Here is an 18,595-nt window from a genome sequence, read left to right as displayed (position 1 = left end):
GGGGGTCTTCATGTTCAAGAAGATCCTCATCGCCAACCGAGGCGAAATTGCCTTGCGCATCCAGCGCGCCTGCCGCGAGATGGGCATCCAGTCCGTCGTCGTCTATTCCGAAGCCGACCGCGACGCCAAGTACGTGCGCCTGGCCGACGAGGCCGTCTGCATCGGCCCGGCCCCGTCCGCGCAGAGCTACCTGCACATGCCGGCCATCATCTCGGCCGCCGAAGTGACCGACGCCGAAGCCATCCACCCCGGCTACGGTTTCCTCTCCGAGAACGCCGATTTCGCCGAGCGCGTCGAGCAGTCCGGCTTCGTGTTCATCGGCCCGACGCCCGAGTCCATCCGCATCATGGGCGACAAGGTCGCGGCCAAGCAGGCCATGATCAAGTCGGGCGTGCCCTGCGTGCCCGGCTCCGAAGGCGCCCTGCCCGATGACCCGAAAGAGATCATCAAGATCGCGCGCACCGTGGGCTACCCGGTCATCATCAAGGCCGCAGGCGGCGGCGGTGGCCGAGGCATGCGCGTGGTGCACACCGAAGCCGCGCTGATCCACGCCGTGCAGACCACGAAGGCCGAAGCGGGTGCCGCGTTCGGCAATCCCGAGGTCTATATGGAGAAGTTCCTGGAGCACCCTCGGCACATCGAGATCCAGATCATGGCCGACACGCACAAGAACGCCGTGTGGCTGGGCGAGCGCGACTGCTCCATGCAGCGCCGCCACCAGAAAATCATCGAAGAAGCGCCGGCCCCCGGCATCCTGCGCCGCGCCATCGAGAAGGTGGGCGAGCGCTGCGCCGCGGCCTGCAAGAAGATCGGCTACCGCGGTGCCGGCACCTTCGAGTTCCTCTATGAAAACGGCGAGTTCTACTTCATCGAGATGAACACGCGCGTGCAGGTGGAGCACCCCGTCACCGAGATGACCAGCGGCATCGACATCGTGCAGATGCAGATCCGCGTGGCCGCAGGCGAAAAGCTGCCCTTCACGCAACGCCAGATCGAGTCGCGTGGCCACTCCATCGAGTGCCGCATCAACGCGGAAGACCCGGTCAAGTTCATCCCCTCGCCGGGCCGCATCACGACCTGGCACGCCCCCGGCGGCCCTGGCGTGCGTGTGGACTCGCACATCTACACGAACTACTTCGTGCCCCCGAACTACGACTCCATGATCGGCAAGATCATCGTGCACGGCGACACCCGCGAGCAGGCCCTGGCCCGCATGCGGACCGCCCTGTCGGAGACGGTGGTCGAAGGCATCAACACCAACATCCCGCTGCACCGCGAGCTGATGGTGGACGCCAAGTTCATCGAAGGCGGCACCGACATCCACTACCTCGAAAACTGGATGGCAGCGCGCAAGCGTTGACCGAAGCGTTGACCGGCCTTTCGCCCCCACACGACCATGCTGTTTGAACTCACCCTGCTGGCCAAGGAAGCCGAAGTCGAAGCCTTGAGCGACGCGCTCATGGAGATCGAGGCGCTGTCGGTGTCGGTCGAAGACGCCGATGCCGACACCGAGCACGAAGAGGCCCTGTGGGGCGAGCCCGGCATGCCCGTGGCGCGCGAAGCCTGGCAACGCTCCACCGTCAAGAGCCTCTTTCCCACCGAGGCCGAGGCGCTGGACGCCGCCACGCTGATCCTGGCCCAGGACTGGGCCGGCGACATCCACGTCCAGGGCATCCAGCCCGTGGGCGAGCAGGACTGGGTGCGCCTGACGCAATCCCAGTTCCAGCCGGTGCCCATCACCGACACCTTCTTCATCGTGCCCACCTGGCACGAGGTGCCGGCCGCGGCGACCACCGTCATGCGCCTGGACCCGGGCCTGGCCTTCGGCACGGGCACCCACCCGACCACACGCATGTGCCTGAAGTGGATCGCGCAACACAGCGCGGCCTTCCAGGGACAGCGCGTGCTGGACTACGGCTGCGGCTCGGGCATCCTGGCCATTGGCGCCGCGCTGTTCGGCTCGGGCGTGGTGGACGCGGTGGACATCGACCCGGCCGCGGTGGAGTCCACGGTGGCCAACGCCGAAGCCAACCTGCAGCACCTGAAAACCGCCGACGGCCAGCTGCCCATCGTGGCGGGCCTGCCCGACCTGGTGGGCCAAGCGCAAGGCGCCTACCCCGTGGTGCTGGCCAACATCCTGGCCACGCCCTTGAAGATGCTGGCACCGCTGCTGGCAGGCCACCTCGCTGCGGGCGGCCACCTCGTGCTGGCCGGCATCCTGGCCCGCCAAGAGCAGGAGCTGAAAGATGCCTACGCCGAAGTGGGCCTCGCGTTGCAGGTTGCCAACGCAGAAGAGGGCTGGATCTTGATGACCGCCAGCAAAACGAAGCCCGAAACGATGGCATAAAGGCAGGCTATGAGCCTGGCCACCCGATGCACCCATTGCGGCACGATCTTCAAGGTCGTGCAAGACCAATTGAAGGTCTCGGAAGGCTGGGTGCGTTGCGGCCGTTGCCACGAAGTCTTCAACGCCCTGCCCGCGCTGTTCGACCTGGACAGCGAGGCACCGCCACCCCGGCGCACGGCGCCGCCGCCACCCCCGCCCCCTGCACCGGCTGAGCCCGAAGCAGCCCCGGAAGACGAGATCCCGTCCTGGACGACCACCCGGCCGACCGAGCTGGCACCGCCCACGCCCATCGGCGCGCACACGCCGCTGAGCGCGGCCGACCTGCACCTGGCCGCCACGCCCCTGCCCGCGGCCACCGACTTCGAGCTGGACACCTCGGTCCACGTGCCGATGAACGTGCCGTTGCAGGCGCCGCTGCAGGTGCCATTGAGCGAGCCGCGCCCCTGGGACGGCCCGCCGCCACAGGACGTGCCCGACACCGACGAGTCCGACGCGCTGGACTCGCGCTACCTCATGCCCTCGCAGGACGGCCCACGCCAGGTCAAACGCCGCCCCCAGGGCCCGGAGTTCGCCGACGCGCAGTTCCCCAACGACGCCATGATCGACGCCGAGGAAGACTGGGCGCTCGACAGCATCCCGGCAGAACTGCCCCCCGAGCCCGCACCGCCCGCGCCGCCATCCCGCAGTCTGCCTCCAGCCGCGACCACCCCGGTGCCTTTGCCCACGGCCGCCCCCCTGCCCTCTGCGAGCCTGCTCAGGTCGCCCAGCGGCCCCGGCCCAGGCTCCGCCACCCCGGCCATGCGCACCGCCGATGCCGAGGACGACCCCAGCATCCCCACGACCCTGCCCTCGCGCTTCGGCGAGGACTTCGTGCGCGAGCAGGTACAACCCCCGCCCAGCAAGCGCCAGGGCCGCTCCGGCACGCGCGGGCGCGACCCCGCCACCCAGGCGCCCGAGTTCGTCAAGCGCGCCCAGCGCCAGGCTTTCTGGCGCCACCCGGCCACGCGCGGCGTGCTGCTCACGGTGCTGCTGGGCCTGACGCTCGGCTTGGGCCTGCAGCTCGCGCACCAGTTCCGTGACCTCATCGCCGCCTACCACCCCGACGCGCGCCCCTTGCTGCAAGCCTGGTGCGACCAGGTCGGCTGCAAGATCGCCCCGCCGCTGCGCCTGGAAGTGCTGCAGGTGGACAGCGCCACTTTGCTGCGCACGGCGTCAGAGGGGCCCGACCGCTACCGCCTGACCGTGTCGGTGCGCAACCGCAGCGACATCGGCGTGGCCTGGCCGCACATCGACCTCAGCCTCACCGACGACAGCGGCAGCGTCATCGCCCGGCGCGCTTTCCAGGCCTCAGACGCCCGCGTGGTGCGCGGCGAAGGCCCTGCCCAATCCCTCACGCCGACGCCCGAGGCCGTGCCCACTCAGCAAAGCACCACGCTGCAATGGTCGCTGCGGCTCGACGGGCTGACCCCCGCCGGCTACACGGCCGAACTGTTTTACCCCTGACTGCGCTGCGGCGCACACCAACAACAAAGGCACCCCCATGTCCGTGCTCATCTGTGGCTCCCTGGCCTTCGACACCATCACCGCCTTCCCAGGCCGTTTCGCACAGCAGATCCTGCCCGAGCAGGTGCACATCCTGAACGTGTCTTTCCTGGTGCCCACCCTGCGCAAGGAATTCGGCGGCTGCGCCGGCAACATCGGCTACAGCCTGCAGCAGCTCGGTGGCGAGCCCCTGGTCATGGCAGCCCTTGGCAAGGACGGCGCGCTGTACCGCAACCACTTCGAGCAGCTCGGCATGAGCCTCAAGCACGTGCTCACGGTGGAAGACGACTACACCGCCCAGGCCATGATCATCACGGACCAGGACAACAACCAGATCACCGCCTTCCACCCCGGCGCCATGGGCCAGGCCCACCGCCTGAAGATCGAGGCCGACCCCTCGGTGACCCTGGCCATCGTCTCGCCGGACGGCCGCGACGCCATGATCCAGCACGCCGAACAGCTGCGCGCTGCCAACATCCCCTTCGTCTTCGATCCGGGCCAGGGCCTGCCCATGTTCGATGGCGCGGACCTGCACCGTTTCATCTCGCAAGCCACCTGGGTGGCCGTCAACGACTACGAAGGCAAGATGCTGGCCGACCGCACTGGCAGCAGCCTGGCCGACCTGTCGAAGTCGCACCTGCAAGGCCTGATCGAGACCCTCGGCGCCGACGGCTGCAATGTGTACGTCCAGGGCGTGAAAACGCACGTGCCCGGCGTCAAGGCCGAGGCCGTGATCGACCCCACCGGCTGTGGCGACGCCTTCCGCGGCGGCCTGCTCTACGGCCTGTCCAAGGGCTGGGACCTGGTCAAGGCGGTGACCCTGGGCAACCGCATCGGCGCCATCAAGATCGCCGTGGCCGGCCCGCAGAACTACACCCTGGACCGCGCCGCACTCGGCGTCTGAGGCCGCCATGCGCCAGCCCAGGTCCGCCGCATCCGCGCTCGCGGCCACCTTCGCCCTGATCGCCACGCTCGCACTGGCGTCCACCGGCCAGGCCCACGCGGGCTGGCTGAGCGGCATCGGGCTGGGCTCGGCTGCCTCGGCCAGCGCCGATGGCCTCACGCTGGCGACCTGGAACGTCGAATGGCTGATGACGCCCCAGACACGCACCGCCCTGGGCGCCACCTGCACCGCCCAGCAACCGCGCAGCGACCAGCGCGCCTTGCCCTGCACGCCCGGGCGCACGCCGCCCCCTGAGCGCACCGCCGCCGATGTCGATGCCTTGGCCCGCACCGCCCAGGCCTTGCGCCACGCGCACGGCGTGGACGTCGTCGCTTTGCAGGAGGTCGATGGCACCGAGGCCGCCAGGCAGGTGTTCCGCCAAGGCTGGCGTCTGGACTGCTTCGTGCAGCGCCAGCACCCGCAGAAGGTGGGGTTCGCCATCCGCGACGGCATCCCCTACCGCTGCAACGGCGACCTGCAAGCGCTGGATGTCGATGGCGGCACGCGCAGCGGCGCCGACGTGACGCTGTGGCCCGGCACGCGCCAGGAAGTCCGCTTGCTGTCCGTGCACCTGAAAAGCGGCTGCTTCACCGGCAAGCTGGACCGCAACTTCCCGCCGTGCGCGCGGCTGCGCCAGCAGGTGCCCGTGGTGGAAGCCTGGGTGGACCAGCGCGTGCGCGAGGGCGTGGCCTTCGCGCTGCTGGGCGACTTCAACCGCCACCTCGACAAGGACGCCCGCTACCCCGCCGGCCCCGACGAAGCCGCCCCCTTCAACCTGATCCAGGCCTGGAGCGACCACAACCCACCGGGCGCCGAACTGCTGCGCGCCACCGAGGGCGAGCGCTACATCGGCTGCGACGCCGAGGACCGCCACAAGCAGTACATCGACGACATCCTCATCGACCGCAAACTGGCCGACCGGCACAAAAACAGGCGCTTTGCGCGCCTGCCGTTCGATGCCGGAGACCTGGGCCGGACGCTGTCCGACCACTGCCCCGTCATCTGGTCACTCAAGCCCTGATTCGGTCTTGATCAGGCCTTGCCCTGCGAAGCCACGGCCGCAGCCGCCTTGGCCGCCGCTTCGGCATCGCCCAGGTAGTAGCTCTTGATCGGCTTGAGGTCGGCGTCGAGCTCATAGACCAGCGGGATGCCGTTGGGGATGTTCAGGCCCACGATGTCGGCGTCGCTGATGTTGTCGAGGTACTTGATCAGGGCGCGGATCGAGTTGCCGTGCGCGGCGATCACGATGCGCTGGCCCGACTTGATCGCCGGGGCCATGGCCTCGTTCCAGAACGGCAGCACGCGGGCCACGGTGTCCTTGAGGCACTCGGTCAGCGGGATCTGCTCGGGCGAGAGCTTGGCGTAGCGGATGTCCTGGCGCTGGCCGCGGGGGTCGTTGGCCTCCAGCGCGGGCGGCGGGGTGTCGTAGCTGCGGCGCCAGACCAGCACCTGCGCGTCGCCGTACTTCTTGGCGGTCTCGCCCTTGTCCAGGCCCTGCAGGCCGCCGTAGTGGCGCTCGTTGAGGCGCCAGTCCTTGACGACGGGCAGCCAGCTGCGGTCCATCTCGTCGAGGCAGTGGTTCAGGGTGTGGATGGCGCGCTTGAGCACCGAGGTGTAGGCGATGTCGAACTCGTAGCCCTCGGCCTTGAGCAGCTTGCCCGCCGACATGGCTTGCGAGACGCCGGTGGGGGTCAGCTCGACGTCGGTCCAGCCGGTGAAGCGGTTTTCCAGGTTCCAGGTCGATTCGCCGTGGCGGATCAGCACGAGCTTGTACATGGTGAGGTCTCGGTCGGTGTGGATGTCAGCCCGCGATTTTATAATCCCTGCAGCCTCTCAACGATCCCACTGCGGCCCACCCCTGGCCGCCGCGAAAGACCTGCGCATGAATTTCTCCAGCTTCCTTGCCGACAACTGGTACTGGGCCGTGGCCGCTGCCGCCTCGGGTGGCCTGCTGCTGTGGCAACAATTGCAGGAAGCCACCGTCTCGGGCGGCCTGTCGCCGGCCCTCGCCGTTCAACTCATCAACAAGGAGCGCGCCCAGGTCATCGACGTGTGCGAGCCGGCCGAGTTCGCCGCAGGCCACGTGACCGGCGCCAAGAACGTGCCGCTGGGCGAGATCGCCGCGGGCAAGGGCCTGCCGGGCAACAAGAAGCTGCCCCTGGTGGTGGTGTGCGCTTCCGGCCAACGCTCGGCCAAGGCCGTGACCCAGCTCAAGGGCATGGGCTACGAGAACGCCCAGCCGCTGTCGGGCGGCCTGAAGGCCTGGCGCGCAGCCAACTTGCCGGTCGAGAAGGCCTGACCCTCGCGCGGCACAACACGACACGCGCGAAACGCCCCGTGCAGCCTGCACGGGAGCCCCCACACGCCGGGCGGGCATCCCGCAGGCCGGACAATCCGGTTTCGATCCATTCCTCAGGGCGCTCAGCCCCGCACCGACATGACCGCCGTCAAGATGTACACCACCCAGGTCTGCCCCTACTGCCAGCGGGCCAAGATGCTGCTCAAGCAGCGCGGGGTCGAGGCCATCGAGGAAATCCGCATCGACCTGGACCCGGTCCAGCGCGACCACATGATGGCCGTCACCGGCCGGCGCACCGTGCCGCAGATCTTCATCGGTGAGACCCACGTCGGGGGCTGCGACGACCTCATCGCCCTGGACCAGCGCGGCGAACTGACCCCCCTGCTGCAGGGTTGAGCCTCCGCTTCGTCCGACAACACCGCTGGCATTGCCCCAGCGCCGTGCTGGGTTAACCCCCACAAGCCCCTCCCGCACGCCGATGTCGCCCCCTTGTTCACGGGGGCGACGAACGGCGCATGCCGACGCCCACATCGCCTGACAAATGCGAAGCCTCAATGAGATTTGTCAATCCACGAGGATTTGATCGGGTGAATATTGACAATCATCAGGAACGAATATCTCCTCCATGGCGCGAACGGCGTTTGTGCATTTGACACCTGACGCAGCCGACCATAGTCTTGGCTTGCCTGACGGGCATTGACCGACGGAATACCTGCCAGGCACCACGACAGCTGCGACCCGCAGATGCCATTTGTTTTCCAGGCTGTATTTGGAATCAAATCAAACGCACGGAGAATCTCATGACTTTCGAAACAAGCAAGCAATTCAAGAAATCCATCCTGGCCCTGGTGGGTGCCGCCTGCCTGAGCGCTGCCAGCCTCGCGCACGCCGACACCACTTTGACCGACAACTTCACGCTGGCCGACCTGGTGATCAACAAGCGTTCGTTGATCGTGGGCGACAAAGAGTTCAGCAACTTCGACTGGCACGCCAACGGCTTCTTCAACGACGCCACCGGCCAGCTGTGGGGTGATCTGGACCTGGCCGCGCACATCAACGTGCACGGCGAAATCACCAACAGCGGCAACTACGGCCTGGACTTCACCGGCCCGCTGCAAGCCCACCCCGGTGACTCGGCCTCGGCCCAGCTGACCTACACGGTGAGGGTGCTCAACCCCAGCTTCTACCTGTCGGACTTCCACCTCGACGGCGACCCGCTGGTGTCCGGCCCGAACGGCCAGGCCGTGGTGCGCGAATCGGTCAGCGACCTCACCAACACCCTGATCCCGCTGAACCCGGTGGGCCCGCTGGAAGTCAGCCAGTACGCGCCGGGCGCTTCGGTCTTCAACGATGTGGCTTTCACCCAGCCGGGCTTGTTCCCCAAGGTGGCCGAAATCGAAACGACCCTCCTGCTGAGTGCGACCATCCCTGGCACCAACGCCTCGGTGCTGCACTTCCAGGAAAGCTTCTCGCAGGCCGTGCCCGAGCCTTCGACCTACGCGCTGGCCCTCGTGGGCATCGCTGGTCTGGGCCTGGCGCGTCGCCGCGTCCTGCGCCAAGCCGCCTGACCTGATCGCCTGAGCGGGCTGCGCCAAGCTGGCGCAGCTTGCGCATCGCCAGCCGCAAGCACCGGGTCGTGGTCGCCACGCCGGGTGCTTGCGGCCGTCAGTCCATGCCCTGGGAGATGCGCTCCAGCCCAGGCAGTTCGCAGGCCAGCACGCCGCTGCGCTCGGCCACCAGGCCGCTGCGCTTGAACGCGGCCATGGTGCGGCTGACGGTTTCCGGCGTGAGGTCCAGCAGCGAGGCCATGTCCTCGCGCGACATCGTCTGGCAGGTGTGGGTGACGTGCTCGCGCGCCAGGTGCAGCAACAGGCGGGCCAGGCGCACACGGGCAGGCCCGGTGCAGAGTTCGGAGATGACGGCATCGGCCTCGTCGGCGTTCGCCTGCCAAAGCTGCATCAAGGCCATGTGCAGGTCGGCGTCGTGCAAGGTGACCTCGTTGACGGCATCGGCAGGGATCTCGCACAACTGAACGCGCCCCAGGCAGGTGGCCGTGTGGTGGTAGTGGATGTCGCTGAGCACCTCCAGCCCGAACACCGCACCCGCTTGCAACACGCGCACCACCCTGGTGTGGCCGTCGGGCGTGCTGACCTCCAGTTTCAGCGCCCCTTTGCACACGGAATACACCGCTTTGCCGCGCATGCCTTTTCGGCAAATGACCTCGCCAGGCGCGCAGGTGCGCTGGTGGGTGGATTGCTGCACGTCGGTGGCCGATTTGCGCCAGACACGCCCGAACATCCCGCTTTGACAAACCGGGCAAAGCCGGACCGACAAACCCGCAAGCGGCTGATTTTGAACCGCCCACATTCCCTGGTGTGGCATCGTTGATTTTCCAAAAATGATATTTATCACAAGCCCAGCATTTGGGATTGGCCGCAAGACCGCAAATGGCATCGGCCTCATGTAAGCACGGGTGGCGGGTTTTGACAATGCCCCGCAGCGCACGGATGGACGCGCGTGCGCCAACCCGGTCGCGCCGTGACAGTGGCGTCATCTGGCTGGGTCATAATTCGCCGCAATCTCCCACGAACTGCCTTACCTCCAAGGCCACCGCAAGGACCCCTCATGAGCGAACAGAACCTCCAGCCTTCCTTCAGCATCCAACGCATCTACCTCAAGGACCTGTCGCTGGAGTTGCCCAACGCCCCCCAGATCCTGCTGGAACAAGGCCAGCCCCAGGTGGACGTGCAGCTGAACCTGCACGCCGAGCCCGTGGTCGAAGGCATCTATGAAGTCGCCGTGACCGCCACCGTGACCGCCAAGGTCAACGACAAGGTGCTGTTCCTGGTGGAAGCCAAGCAAGCCGGCCTGTTCGAGATCCGCAACGTGCCGGAAGACCAGCTGCAGCCGATCATCGCCATCGCCTGCCCGCAAATCGTCTATCCCTACCTGCGCGCCACCGTGGCCGACACGCTCAACCGCACCGGCTTCCCGCCCGTGCACCTGACCGAAGTCAACTTCCAGGCCATGTACGAGTCGCAGCTGCAGCAAGCCGCTGCCGCACAGCAAGTCCAGGCTTCCTGATCCTGCGCAGCGGATGAGCCGTCACCTCACGGTGCTGGGCGCTGGCGCCTGGGGCACGGCATTGGCCATCACTGCCGCGCGCCAGAGCGTGGCCGTGCAACTGTGGGCGCGCGATGCCGCTCAGGTGGCCGAGATGCAGGCGCAGCGGTGCAACACCCGCTACCTGCCCGAGGCCGCCTTCCCCGACAGCCTGGCGCTGACGGCCGATTTCGACGCGGCCGTGGCGCATGCGCACGGTCAGGGCGGGCTGGTCATTGTCGGCACGCCGATGGCGGCCCTCGCCGACATCCTGCAGCGCCTGCCTGAGCACGTGGCCACGCTGTGGCTGTGCAAGGGTTTTGAGAAGGGCACGGGCCGGCTGGGCCACGAAATCGCCCGCGCGGTGCGCCCGCAGGCGCGCAGCGGCGTGCTCTCCGGCCCCAGCTTCGCCAAGGAAGTGGCCCTGGGCCAGCCGACGGCTTTGGTCGCGGCCAGCACCGACAACGCGCTGGCCGAGCAGGCCGTCGATGTGTTCCACAGCGACGCCTTGCGCGTCTATACCTCCAACGACCCAGTGGGCGTGGAAGTGGGCGGCGCCGTCAAGAACGTGCTGGCCATCGCCACGGGCATCGTCGATGGCATGGATTTGGGCCTGAACGCCCGCGCCGCCCTCATCACCCGCGGCCTGGCCGAAATGACCCGCTTGGGCGTGGCCCTGGGCGCGCGCCCCGACACCTTCATGGGCCTGTCGGGCCTGGGCGACCTGGTGCTGACCTCCACCGGCGCGCTTTCGCGCAACCGCACCGTGGGCTTGCAGCTGGCCACGGGCAAGCCGCTGGCGCAAATCCTACAGGAGCTCGGTCACGTGGCCGAAGGCGTTTATTCGGCCGCCACCGTGTGGCAACGTGCCCAGACGCTGGGCGTGGCCATGCCCATCACCGAGGCGGTGGTGGCGGTGCTGGAAGGGCGGCTGAGCCCGGCCGAGGCCGTGGGTGCGCTGATGCGCCGTGGGGCCAAGGCTGAAGGGTGAGGGCTGAAAGCTGAGGCGCTTCGGGCTGATCAGGCCCCGCCGGCGTAGCCGTTCTGGCGCCAGGCCTCGAACACGGCCACGGCCACCGCATTGCTCAAGTTCAAACTTCGCTGCCCTTCGCGCATGGGCAGGCGCACGCGCTGTGCGGTCGGGAAGGTCTCGCGCAACCCGGGCGCCAGGCCCGCGGTTTCGCTGCCGAACACCAGCCAATCACCCGCTTGCCATTGCACCTCGCCGAAGGGCCGGCTGCCGCGCGTGGTGAAGGCGAACAGGCGGCTCGCGTCGGGCTGGGCCGCATCCAGAAACGCCTGCCAGCTGGCGTGGCGCTTGACGGCGGCGTGCTCGTGGTAATCGAGGCCAGCGCGGCGCAGCAGCTTGTCGTCCATCGAAAAACCCAGGGGCTCGATGAGGTGCAGCTCGCAGCCGGTGTTGGCCGCCAGGCGGATGACGTTGCCGGTGTTGGGCGGGATCTCGGGCTGGACCAGGACGATGCGGAACATGGGGCGCGATTATGCAGACTGCTTGAACGCCATGATCGCTTGGTTGCGCAGGGTGCGCAGCAAGGACAGGGTGCGCTCGTCGGGCTGCAGGCTGCCAGCGGCCGCCTTGTCCGCATAGATGAGGCCGATGACGCGGTCGGGCTGGCCGGCGCGCTTGAGCACCAGGGGCAGCAGCAGGAAGGTTTGCGCGTCGATGTGGGTGGTGAACCAGCGGGGCAGCAGGCGCGCCACCGCGGGCAGCCGCGCATCGGCGATCAGGGTGTCGGCGTTCTTCAGGCTGACCGCGGTGAACAGGTCGGGCGGGGCGCCAGGTGACACGCTCAGCGGCACATGGAAGGCGGCTTTGAGGAGTTCCGCGCCCTCGCCCAGGCCCATGCGGCCTTGCAGCTCGCCGGTGCGGGCATCGCGCAGGCAGAACACGACGCGGCGGGCGTCGAGGCCGCGGTAGAGGGTCTCCAGCACCATGTGCAGCACGCTTTGCAGGCTGAAGGCTTCGACCAGGGTGTTGGTGATGTCCTGGATGCCGCTGGTGAGGATCTCGGTGGGGCTCAGCGCGGGGGCGCCCAACTCACCCGCCCCCAGGTCGGTGAAGCCGGGCTCGGCCAGGTCGATGTCGAGACCCGCGCTGCTGGCGGTGCCCGCTGTGTCGCCCGCTGTGGTGCCAACCGCATCAGGGGCATCGACGTAGTAGGTGTCGAGCAGGCGCTCGGCCGGGGAGGATGCCGGCACCGTCAGATTGAGCGCCGCGGTGAGCTCGCTCAGGCGCTTGCGCGCGCGCCCGGCCGCATCCTGCAGGGCCTGGGGCGCGAGGTCGAGGGCGCGGGCATGGCTGCGTTGCAAGCGCAGCAGGGCATCGCCCAGCTCAGGCGGCGGCGTGTGCAGCATGGCGTCGGTGGCGGCTTCGGCCAGGCTGGCCAGCCAGTGCAGGCGCTCGGGCGTGCCGGTCAGGGAGTGCACGGGCAAGGCCCCTTGCGGCGCGCGCATGCAGGCCCGCAAGGCCTCGGGCAGGCTCCATTGCGCCCCGATGGCATCGGCCAGCTCGTCCAGGCGCACGCCCAGCACCTGCTGCGCGGCTTGGGCCTCGCTGGGCGCGGGCGGTGGGGCGCGCATCAGCCCGCGCATCTGTTCGGCGTCTTCGGGCAGGTAAAACGCCACGAGCAGCCAACCCAGGCGGCGGAACAGCGTGCCCACGAAGGCTTCTTCGGCCTCGCCCGGGGTGGCGCCCAACTCGCTGGCCAGGGTGCCGGCCATGACGGTGTGCAGGAACGCTTCCTTCAGTTGCAGGGCGTGGACCTGGTCGTGCATGTGGTCGAGCAGCACCAGCGACAGGGCCAGGTTGCGCACGCCCGCCACGCCGATGAGGCTGACCGCGCGCGACACGGTGCGGATGGGGTCGGTGCCGGCGCGGCGGTAATGGGCGGTGTTGACGACGCGCAGCAGCTTTTGCGTGAGGGCCACGTCCTGCAGGATCTCGTCACACAGCGTGTGCAAGCTCTCGCTGTCGGACTCCGACAAGGCCTGCACGCGGCTGATGGATGCCGAGAGCGCCGGGAAGTCCTGCTTGCTGCGCATGCGCCGCAGGAGGTAGTCCAGCGTCAGGCGGGCGTCGGTGTCTGTGTCTGTGTCGGTCGCGGAAGCAGAGGCCGGCATGCCCACTCCTGATTTAATGTGCGAAGTCCAGAACTTGCGCCAATTCTGCGCTGGCGTTGCGCCGATTGTGCGCCGACCCTTTGCCCAGCCGCCAGCCCCCATGCGCTTGACCGACGCCCCAGCCCCCGCATCCGTGACTTTCTGGCAGGCCTTTCGCTTCTGGCTGCGCCTGGGCTTCGTCAGCTTCGGCGGGCCGGCCGGGCAGATCGCCATCCTGCACGAGGAGTTGGTGGTGCGCAGGCGCTGGCTGTCGGAGCGCCGCTTCCTGCACGCGCTGAACTACTGCATGGTGCTGCCGGGGCCGGAGGCACAGCAGCTGGCCACCTACATCGGCTGGCTGATGCACCGCACCTGGGGCGGCATCGTGGCCGGTGCGCTGTTCGTGCTGCCCTCGCTGGCCATCCTGATCGGGCTGTCGTGGGTGTACGTGGCCTTCGGGCAGGTGCCCTGGGTGGCCGGTGTGTTCTACGGCATCAAGCCGGCGGTGGCGGCCATCGTGCTGCAGGCGGCCCACCGCATTGGCTCGCGCGCTTTGCGCAACCGGGTGCTGTGGGCGATCGCAGCAGCGTCCTTCATCGGCATCGCGGTGCTGCGCCTGCCCTTCCCCCTGATCCTGGCGCTGGCCGCGGCAGCCGGGGCCTTGGGTGGCCGCATGGCGCCCGACGTGTTCATGGCGGGCGGTGGCCATGGCAGCGCAGGCACCGACATCGGCCCCACCGTCATCGACGACGATGGCCCGCGGGCCGAGCACACGGTGTTCCGCTGGCCGCGCCTGCTGGCCGTGCTGGGTGTGGTGCTGGGCCTGTGGCTGGCACCGATGGCCTGGATGGTGGCGGAGCTGGGCTGGGCGCACACCTACACGCAGATGGGCTGGTTCTTCACCAAGGCCGCGTGGATGACCTTCGGCGGGGCGTATGCCGTGCTGCCCTACGTGGTGCAAGGCGCGGTGGAACACTTCCACTGGCTGAGCCCGCTGCAGATGATGGACGGTCTGGCGCTGGGCGAGACCACGCCCGGCCCGCTGATCATGGTGGTGGCCTTCGTGGGTTACGTGGGCGCGCACACGCAGGCTCTGTTGGGAGCGGACGCGCCCTTCCTGGCCGGCGCGCTGGGCGCCGCGCTGGTCACGTGGTTCACCTTCTTGCCCTCGTTCCTGTTCATCCTGGCGGGCGGCCCGCTGGTGGAGTCGAGCCGCCACGAGGTGCGCCTGACGGCACCGCTGACGGCCATCACGGCCGCGGTGGTCGGCGTGATCCTCAACCTGGCCTTGTTCTTCGGCGTGCACGTGCTGTGGCCGCAGGGCTTCGGGCATGGCTTGCAGGACGCCCTGGGCCGACTGGACCTGCCGGCGGCCGCACTGAGCGTGGCCGCGGCCGTGGCGCTGTTCCGGTACAAGCGCTCGGTGATGCAGGTGATCGGGGGGGCGGCCTTGGCGGGGCTGGCGCTCAGGCTGGGGGGAATGGCTTGAGCCAGAAAAAAGCCCCGAGCGTTTCCGCTGAGGGCTTGATTCACTTGGGTTTTCTTGGCGCGCCCGGCTGGGATCGAACCAGCAACCCCTGCCTTCGGAGCGCCATTTCCGACTGCGATGGACACTGAAAACATCGCAAAATCAACAACTTAGTACAGCAGGGTAGACCCCAGTATACCGGTGTTTCCCGGGTCAACTGTCGGAAAACTGTCGGAGCGCCAAGATCTCCGACACCCGGACTGACGCTAGATCACTTGCTTCACTTGCTGCGTTTATTGCACTTATGGATTAAAGTGCCGATATCGAACAGACAGCCTTGAGGCCTCCACCGGAGGCACACAGATGGCTGCACCGGAGGTCCGAATGTCAACACTAGAGCGCAACGGAGAGATCATGCCCCCGGTCATGTCTGCTCAAGACGCAGAGATGGCCCGCGCTGCACAGCGGTGCATCATGGCCGCCCTGGACCATTCCAGGGCAGCCTCGATCATGCTGACCGATGATGAAGGCAATCAGCCCGTCATCCAGGTCCCGCCACAGGCCCTCAAGGTCATTGCGCAGGTTCTCGGCGCCATGAGCGAGCGTCGCCCCATTGTGGTCATGCCGTCCAAGCAGGAAGTCTCGACCGTGGAGGCGGCCAATTTTCTGAACGTCTCGCGTCCCTTCGTCATCAAAGAGATCGAGCAAGGACGGCTGCCCTACCGGATGGTGGGCACCCATCGCCGCATCGCGTTCAATGACCTGATGCAATACGCCGAGAAGATGCGCGCATGCCAACAGTCCGCGCTGGATCGCATGGCTGAGAACGCCCACGAACTGGGCCTGGACTACTGATGGCAGGACACGCACGCTACACGGCAGTGCTGGACGCATGCGTGCTGTACCCGATGGCTTTGTCAGATGCACTGATGAGCCTCGCGTCCAAAGGACTGTTTGCGGGGAAATGGACGACGAGGATTGAGGATGAGTGGATTCGGAACCTGGAGGAGCAGCGACCCGATCTGATTGGACTGCTGACCACCCGGCGTGATGCGATGCGGGATGCTGTCCTGGACTGGGAGGTTCAAGAAGCGTCCTGGCAGGCACTGGCGCCTTCGCTGGTGCTGCCGGACCCCGACGATGTGCATGTGCTCGCTGCGGCTATCGCTGGGCATGCCGACTGCATCGTGACAGCCAACCTCAAAGACTTCCCTACCGAGCGCGTAGAACAGTTCGGTATCGAGGTCATTCACCCAGACGACTTCATCGTCAAGCAACTGGACCTCGACCTGTTCGCCGCTTTGGCCGCGTTCCGCGAAATGCGCGCACGCTGGCGACGCCCCAACGCGACGCCTGAAGAGTTCGCTCAGGCCATGGAGAAAAATGGACTGGTCGTAACGGCGGAAAGACTGCGGCAGGCTCTCAGCTTGCTGTGAGCACGGTGGTCAGCACCGCCCGTTCCTGCGCTCGATCTCCTCGCGCTTCGTGAGCCGGCCCGTCCGACGTACTGTGGGCTCGTTCCCGCCGGGAGATCCGTCGATAAACTCCGCAAGATCTTGCAGGCGCACAAACCTGCGACCACCGCGCTTGATGGTCTTGAGTTGGCAGCGTCCCAGGCTGATCTGATTGCGCAAGGTCTGGACAGCAACGCCGCTTATGCGCGCTGCGTCCTTCAGGCAGATCAGCGCGGGTTGGCCTTGTCGCTGGAGCAGCTCAAGGGTTGTGGGCTGCACAACAGTCAGGCGATCGTGAGGGTACATGTTGGGTCTCCGAGTCTTCGATGCCCCTCAGTCTAGAAAATTGACCCCCGTATAAAATTCACTATTTGCAGCAGTCAACGCCCCTGGGCAAGCACCTTGGCCACCTCACGAATGCGGCGCTCGAAAGCGGCTTTCTCGTGCTCGGTGGCGGTGCTACCAGCCGACTTGAGTTCGCGAGCCAGGGTGGTGGTCAGTTGTTCGCGGTAGGCGTTCAGCCATGTTTTGACGCTGGTGTCGACGTCGTCCCAGATGTCGCGAGCGGCGGGCACGCTGGCCGCGTCCTCGGCCCCAGGCTGAGTTCCAGCATTTGGCCCGGCATACGACAGCATGCTGCCCAGCTTGCCACCCGACACCGGCAGGGCCACGGTGCGCACCCATCAACGGCAGGCACCTTGGTGGTGACAGGCAATTCGGTCAACTTCAGCGACTGGAGGGCCGCATCGACTGCGGCCACTTCTTTGGTCAGCTTCCCCAAGTAAGGGTGCATCCAAGCGCCGACGACGTGCGCCGCATGCAGGTTCCGACTTTCGCGCTCCTGGTCGTCATCGATGTCTTCTTCAACGGCCCGACGAGCTGCCAGCACTTCACTTGTCTGAGTTTGCTCCTGCGCAACAAGGCCCGCTTTGAAGCGCAGCCAGCTGTCCGCGAAGGTGACCGGGCTGGACAGCAAACGCTTGCGCAGCACCTCGATGGCAAAGTTCAGCACGGAGCGCACTTCAGGGGCAGCCAAGATCTGGCGCTTGAGGGCCGCGCAGAACGCTCGCACCGCCACGGCCAGGTCTTTCTCAGCCCGCATCATGTAAAGCGGCATTGGCTTCAGATTGCGCGTGGCAAAGCGAGGCGGCCGTCCGGCGTCTTTGTCTTGCGTGTTGATCTCGCTCTTGAGACGGCGGATCAGCACGTCGCCGATCATGGCGCGCTCTTTTTCGGTGAAGGCGGGCGTGCGCGTGAACCGCACGGGATCCAATTGCTCCAGGAGGCCGGAGAAGCAGCGCGTGTGACCGTTGTGCGGGGTCGCCGTCAAAAACAGGCGGTGCTCGAACCACGGTGTCAGCAGGCGTAGCATTTCTGCCAGGTCACTGTCCTCGCCGAAGTTGGACGGCATCAGGTTGTGCGCTTCGTCAACGATGAGCAGATCCCAAGGCAATTGGGCGCCCTGCTGGGTCTGCGTGGACCGGCAGTTGGCGATGAACTGCTCCAGCACGTCTGGCTGGCGCAGGTAGTGGTACGAGGTGATGATGCGGGGCAGCGCGCGCCAGGGGTTGGCGTCCAGCCCCATTTCTTTCTGCAAGCGATGCGTGGCCGCCTTGTCCACGATGTCAAAGCCCAGAGAGAACTTCTCTTCCATTTCTTGCTGCCACTGGGTGCGCAGCGAGGCCGGGGTGATGATCAACACGCGCCGGATCCGGCGCTTGCGCACCAACTCTGCCAGGATCAGACCAGCTTCGACCGTCTTGCCCAAGCCCACGTCGTCGGCCAGCAGCAGGGACACACGTGGCATGCGCATGGCGCGAGCCAGCGGCACCAACTGGAAGTCATCGGCACTGACAGCGCCATAAACTGGAGCAGTGGGGACCGACTCAGCCTGGCGATCAGGGTCTTCTGGCGAGAGGAAGGGCGTGATGGCTGTCCAGCGCGTGGCACGCTGGAGCGACAAGAATTCGGCCATCTTCATGGGGGCTTCCACATCGACCTTGGGCAACGCGTTGGGCTCCAGCACCACTGGCCCACGCTCGCGTTCCCACAACACGGTCTCTTCGGGTTCGCCATCGGCATCGCTGAACTCGATGGTGACCAAGTGGAGCAGCTCCGATGTCTTGGAGGCAGCAAATGGCTCGACGGCGGAGATTACGCCGCGCCGATTGCGCACAGTTGCCAGCATCCCTACCCTAGGAACTGAAATCTTTTCAATATTCACAGCTAAGGAAGGTCTGCACAAATGAGCGCCGACCATGGTTGGGTGTGCTGAGATGACCGCAATGGCGGCTGGACGCACCTTTGGCAGGCGTTTTGG

20 protein-coding genes are annotated in these 18,595 nt (G+C 66.9%); 13 read left to right on the top strand and 7 right to left on the bottom strand.

The genetic code is table 11. From position 1 onward, the window contains the following. The first annotated feature begins 10 nt into the window (after positions 1 to 10). The 5 genes from accC to EV672_RS17425 are packed head-to-tail and all read left to right on the top strand — an operon-like array spanning position 11 to position 5,853. Positions 11 to 1,360 (top strand): acetyl-CoA carboxylase biotin carboxylase subunit, encoded by a 1,350-nt coding sequence (accC, locus tag EV672_RS17445; protein WP_133611250.1) that lies wholly within the window; start codon positions 11 to 13, stop codon positions 1,358 to 1,360. A gap of 39 nt (positions 1,361 to 1,399) precedes the next feature. Further along, positions 1,400 to 2,347 carry a 50S ribosomal protein L11 methyltransferase gene (gene prmA, locus EV672_RS17440; RefSeq protein WP_133611268.1) on the top strand — a complete coding sequence of 316 codons (948 nt, stop codon included), beginning with the start codon at positions 1,400 to 1,402 and terminating at the stop codon, positions 2,345 to 2,347. Positions 2,348 to 2,356: 9 nt separating this feature from the next. Continuing rightward, the gene (locus EV672_RS17435; RefSeq protein ID WP_133611249.1) at positions 2,357 to 3,850 is read left to right on the top strand and encodes a zinc-ribbon and DUF3426 domain-containing protein; all 1,494 of its coding nucleotides are present in this window, start codon (positions 2,357 to 2,359) and stop codon (positions 3,848 to 3,850) included. 37 nt (positions 3,851 to 3,887) lie between these two features. Then, positions 3,888 to 4,793 carry a carbohydrate kinase family protein gene (locus EV672_RS17430; RefSeq protein ID WP_133611248.1) on the top strand — a complete coding sequence of 302 codons (906 nt, stop codon included), beginning with the start codon at positions 3,888 to 3,890 and terminating at the stop codon, positions 4,791 to 4,793. A gap of 7 nt (positions 4,794 to 4,800) precedes the next feature. Continuing rightward, on the top strand, positions 4,801 to 5,853 hold the full coding sequence (locus tag EV672_RS17425) for an endonuclease/exonuclease/phosphatase family protein (RefSeq protein WP_133611247.1): 1,053 nt from the start codon (positions 4,801 to 4,803) through the stop codon (positions 5,851 to 5,853). 11 nt (positions 5,854 to 5,864) lie between these two features. Here EV672_RS17425 and gpmA read toward each other — a convergent pair whose 3' ends face one another. Then, on the bottom strand, positions 5,865 to 6,608 hold the full coding sequence (gpmA, locus tag EV672_RS17420) for a 2,3-diphosphoglycerate-dependent phosphoglycerate mutase (RefSeq protein WP_133611246.1): 744 nt from the start codon (positions 6,606 to 6,608) through the stop codon (positions 5,865 to 5,867). A 106-nt stretch (positions 6,609 to 6,714) separates the two neighbouring features. Here gpmA and EV672_RS17415 point away from each other — a divergent pair, with 106 nt between their 5' ends. The 3 genes from EV672_RS17415 to EV672_RS17405 all read left to right on the top strand — a co-directional run bounded on the left by EV672_RS17415 (position 6,715) and on the right by EV672_RS17405 (position 8,699). Next, a complete protein-coding gene (locus EV672_RS17415) occupies positions 6,715 to 7,131 on the top strand; it encodes a rhodanese-like domain-containing protein (RefSeq protein ID WP_133611245.1) in 417 nt (138 codons plus the stop codon). Positions 7,132 to 7,269: 138 nt separating this feature from the next. Then, positions 7,270 to 7,527: a glutaredoxin 3 gene (gene grxC / locus EV672_RS17410; RefSeq protein ID WP_133611244.1), complete on the top strand. Its 258-nt coding sequence runs from the start codon at positions 7,270 to 7,272 to the stop codon at positions 7,525 to 7,527. A gap of 404 nt (positions 7,528 to 7,931) precedes the next feature. After that, entirely contained in the window at positions 7,932 to 8,699 is a 768-nt protein-coding gene (locus EV672_RS17405; RefSeq protein WP_133611243.1) for a PEP-CTERM sorting domain-containing protein, read from the top strand. Positions 8,700 to 8,796: 97 nt separating this feature from the next. Here the strand turns inward: EV672_RS17405 and EV672_RS17400 are convergent, their stop codons facing one another. Further along, a complete protein-coding gene (locus tag EV672_RS17400; protein ID WP_166643629.1) occupies positions 8,797 to 9,429 on the bottom strand; it encodes a Crp/Fnr family transcriptional regulator in 633 nt (210 codons plus the stop codon). Positions 9,430 to 9,756: 327 nt separating this feature from the next. Between EV672_RS17400 and secB the strand changes: the two genes are divergently transcribed. Together secB and EV672_RS17390 are read left to right on the top strand one after the other, a co-directional pair. Continuing rightward, on the top strand, positions 9,757 to 10,215 hold the full coding sequence (gene secB / locus EV672_RS17395; RefSeq protein ID WP_133611241.1) for a protein-export chaperone SecB: 459 nt from the start codon (positions 9,757 to 9,759) through the stop codon (positions 10,213 to 10,215). 13 nt (positions 10,216 to 10,228) lie between these two features. Continuing rightward, positions 10,229 to 11,224 carry an NAD(P)H-dependent glycerol-3-phosphate dehydrogenase gene (locus tag EV672_RS17390; protein WP_133611240.1) on the top strand — a complete coding sequence of 332 codons (996 nt, stop codon included), beginning with the start codon at positions 10,229 to 10,231 and terminating at the stop codon, positions 11,222 to 11,224. Positions 11,225 to 11,253: 29 nt separating this feature from the next. Here EV672_RS17390 and trmL read toward each other — a convergent pair whose 3' ends face one another. Both trmL and EV672_RS17380 read right to left on the bottom strand, forming a co-directional pair. Continuing rightward, positions 11,254 to 11,724: a tRNA (uridine(34)/cytosine(34)/5-carboxymethylaminomethyluridine(34)-2'-O)-methyltransferase TrmL gene (gene trmL / locus EV672_RS17385; protein ID WP_133611239.1), complete on the bottom strand. Its 471-nt coding sequence runs from the start codon at positions 11,722 to 11,724 to the stop codon at positions 11,254 to 11,256. Positions 11,725 to 11,733: 9 nt separating this feature from the next. Continuing rightward, on the bottom strand, positions 11,734 to 13,374 hold the full coding sequence (locus EV672_RS17380; RefSeq protein WP_166643628.1) for an HDOD domain-containing protein: 1,641 nt from the start codon (positions 13,372 to 13,374) through the stop codon (positions 11,734 to 11,736). Between the two features lie 100 nt (positions 13,375 to 13,474). Here EV672_RS17380 and chrA point away from each other — a divergent pair, with 100 nt between their 5' ends. From chrA to EV672_RS17365, 3 genes are all read left to right on the top strand, one after another. Beyond that, positions 13,475 to 14,842 (top strand): chromate efflux transporter, encoded by a 1,368-nt coding sequence (gene chrA / locus EV672_RS17375; protein ID WP_133611237.1) that lies wholly within the window; start codon positions 13,475 to 13,477, stop codon positions 14,840 to 14,842. Positions 14,843 to 15,295: 453 nt separating this feature from the next. After that, positions 15,296 to 15,676, top strand: coding sequence for an excisionase family DNA-binding protein (locus tag EV672_RS17370; RefSeq protein ID WP_243738758.1), 381 nt, complete (start codon positions 15,296 to 15,298; stop codon positions 15,674 to 15,676). Beyond that, the gene (locus tag EV672_RS17365) at positions 15,676 to 16,257 is read left to right on the top strand and encodes a PIN domain-containing protein (RefSeq protein WP_133611236.1); all 582 of its coding nucleotides are present in this window, start codon (positions 15,676 to 15,678) and stop codon (positions 16,255 to 16,257) included. Before EV672_RS17370 ends, EV672_RS17365 begins: the two co-directional genes overlap by 1 nt. A gap of 9 nt (positions 16,258 to 16,266) precedes the next feature. On the opposite strand, the gene EV672_RS17360 is transcribed toward EV672_RS17365, so the two are convergent. The 3 genes from EV672_RS17360 to EV672_RS17350 all read right to left on the bottom strand — a co-directional run. Continuing rightward, complete coding sequence (locus tag EV672_RS17360) at positions 16,267 to 16,581, bottom strand: helix-turn-helix domain-containing protein (RefSeq protein WP_133611235.1); 315 nt, start codon at positions 16,579 to 16,581, stop codon at positions 16,267 to 16,269. A gap of 74 nt (positions 16,582 to 16,655) precedes the next feature. Then, complete coding sequence (locus EV672_RS17355) at positions 16,656 to 16,850, bottom strand: hypothetical protein (RefSeq protein WP_133611234.1); 195 nt, start codon at positions 16,848 to 16,850, stop codon at positions 16,656 to 16,658. Then, positions 16,793 to 18,595 (bottom strand): SNF2-related protein (locus EV672_RS17350; protein WP_243738757.1); only part of this gene is annotated, 1,803 nt, incomplete at its 5' end. The genes EV672_RS17350 and EV672_RS17355, both read right to left, overlap by 58 nt.

This window comes from Aquabacterium commune (assembly GCF_004362855.1).
Taxonomy (GTDB): Bacteria; Pseudomonadota; Gammaproteobacteria; order Burkholderiales; family Burkholderiaceae_C; genus Aquabacterium; species Aquabacterium commune.
Note: the sequence above shows the minus strand (reverse complement) of the source record. Positions and strands in the feature narration are given on the sequence as shown.

What these genes read in the sequence shown, in the direction of transcription:
- EV672_RS17435 (WP_133611249.1), top strand. Translation starts at nt 2,357, where the DNA reads ATGAGCCTGGCCACCCGATGCACCCATTGCGGCACGATCTTCAAGGTC.
- chrA (WP_133611237.1), top strand. Translation starts at nt 13,475, where the DNA reads ATGCGCTTGACCGACGCCCCAGCCCCCGCATCCGTGACTTTCTGGCAG.
- EV672_RS17400 (WP_166643629.1), bottom strand. Translation starts at nt 9,429, where the DNA reads ATGTTCGGGCGTGTCTGGCGCAAATCGGCCACCGACGTGCAGCAATCC.
- EV672_RS17370 (WP_243738758.1), top strand. Translation starts at nt 15,296, where the DNA reads ATGGCCGCCCTGGACCATTCCAGGGCAGCCTCGATCATGCTGACCGAT.
- EV672_RS17430 (WP_133611248.1), top strand. Translation starts at nt 3,888, where the DNA reads ATGTCCGTGCTCATCTGTGGCTCCCTGGCCTTCGACACCATCACCGCC.
- trmL (WP_133611239.1), bottom strand. Translation starts at nt 11,724, where the DNA reads ATGTTCCGCATCGTCCTGGTCCAGCCCGAGATCCCGCCCAACACCGGC.
- accC (WP_133611250.1), top strand. Translation starts at nt 11, where the DNA reads ATGTTCAAGAAGATCCTCATCGCCAACCGAGGCGAAATTGCCTTGCGC.
- EV672_RS17405 (WP_133611243.1), top strand. Translation starts at nt 7,932, where the DNA reads ATGACTTTCGAAACAAGCAAGCAATTCAAGAAATCCATCCTGGCCCTG.
- EV672_RS17415 (WP_133611245.1), top strand. Translation starts at nt 6,715, where the DNA reads ATGAATTTCTCCAGCTTCCTTGCCGACAACTGGTACTGGGCCGTGGCC.
- EV672_RS17360 (WP_133611235.1), bottom strand. Translation starts at nt 16,581, where the DNA reads ATGTACCCTCACGATCGCCTGACTGTTGTGCAGCCCACAACCCTTGAG.
- grxC (WP_133611244.1), top strand. Translation starts at nt 7,270, where the DNA reads ATGACCGCCGTCAAGATGTACACCACCCAGGTCTGCCCCTACTGCCAG.
- secB (WP_133611241.1), top strand. Translation starts at nt 9,757, where the DNA reads ATGAGCGAACAGAACCTCCAGCCTTCCTTCAGCATCCAACGCATCTAC.
- EV672_RS17365 (WP_133611236.1), top strand. Translation starts at nt 15,676, where the DNA reads ATGGCAGGACACGCACGCTACACGGCAGTGCTGGACGCATGCGTGCTG.
- EV672_RS17390 (WP_133611240.1), top strand. Translation starts at nt 10,229, where the DNA reads ATGAGCCGTCACCTCACGGTGCTGGGCGCTGGCGCCTGGGGCACGGCA.
- gpmA (WP_133611246.1), bottom strand. Translation starts at nt 6,608, where the DNA reads ATGTACAAGCTCGTGCTGATCCGCCACGGCGAATCGACCTGGAACCTG.
- EV672_RS17425 (WP_133611247.1), top strand. Translation starts at nt 4,801, where the DNA reads ATGCGCCAGCCCAGGTCCGCCGCATCCGCGCTCGCGGCCACCTTCGCC.
- EV672_RS17380 (WP_166643628.1), bottom strand. Translation starts at nt 13,374, where the DNA reads ATGCCGGCCTCTGCTTCCGCGACCGACACAGACACAGACACCGACGCC.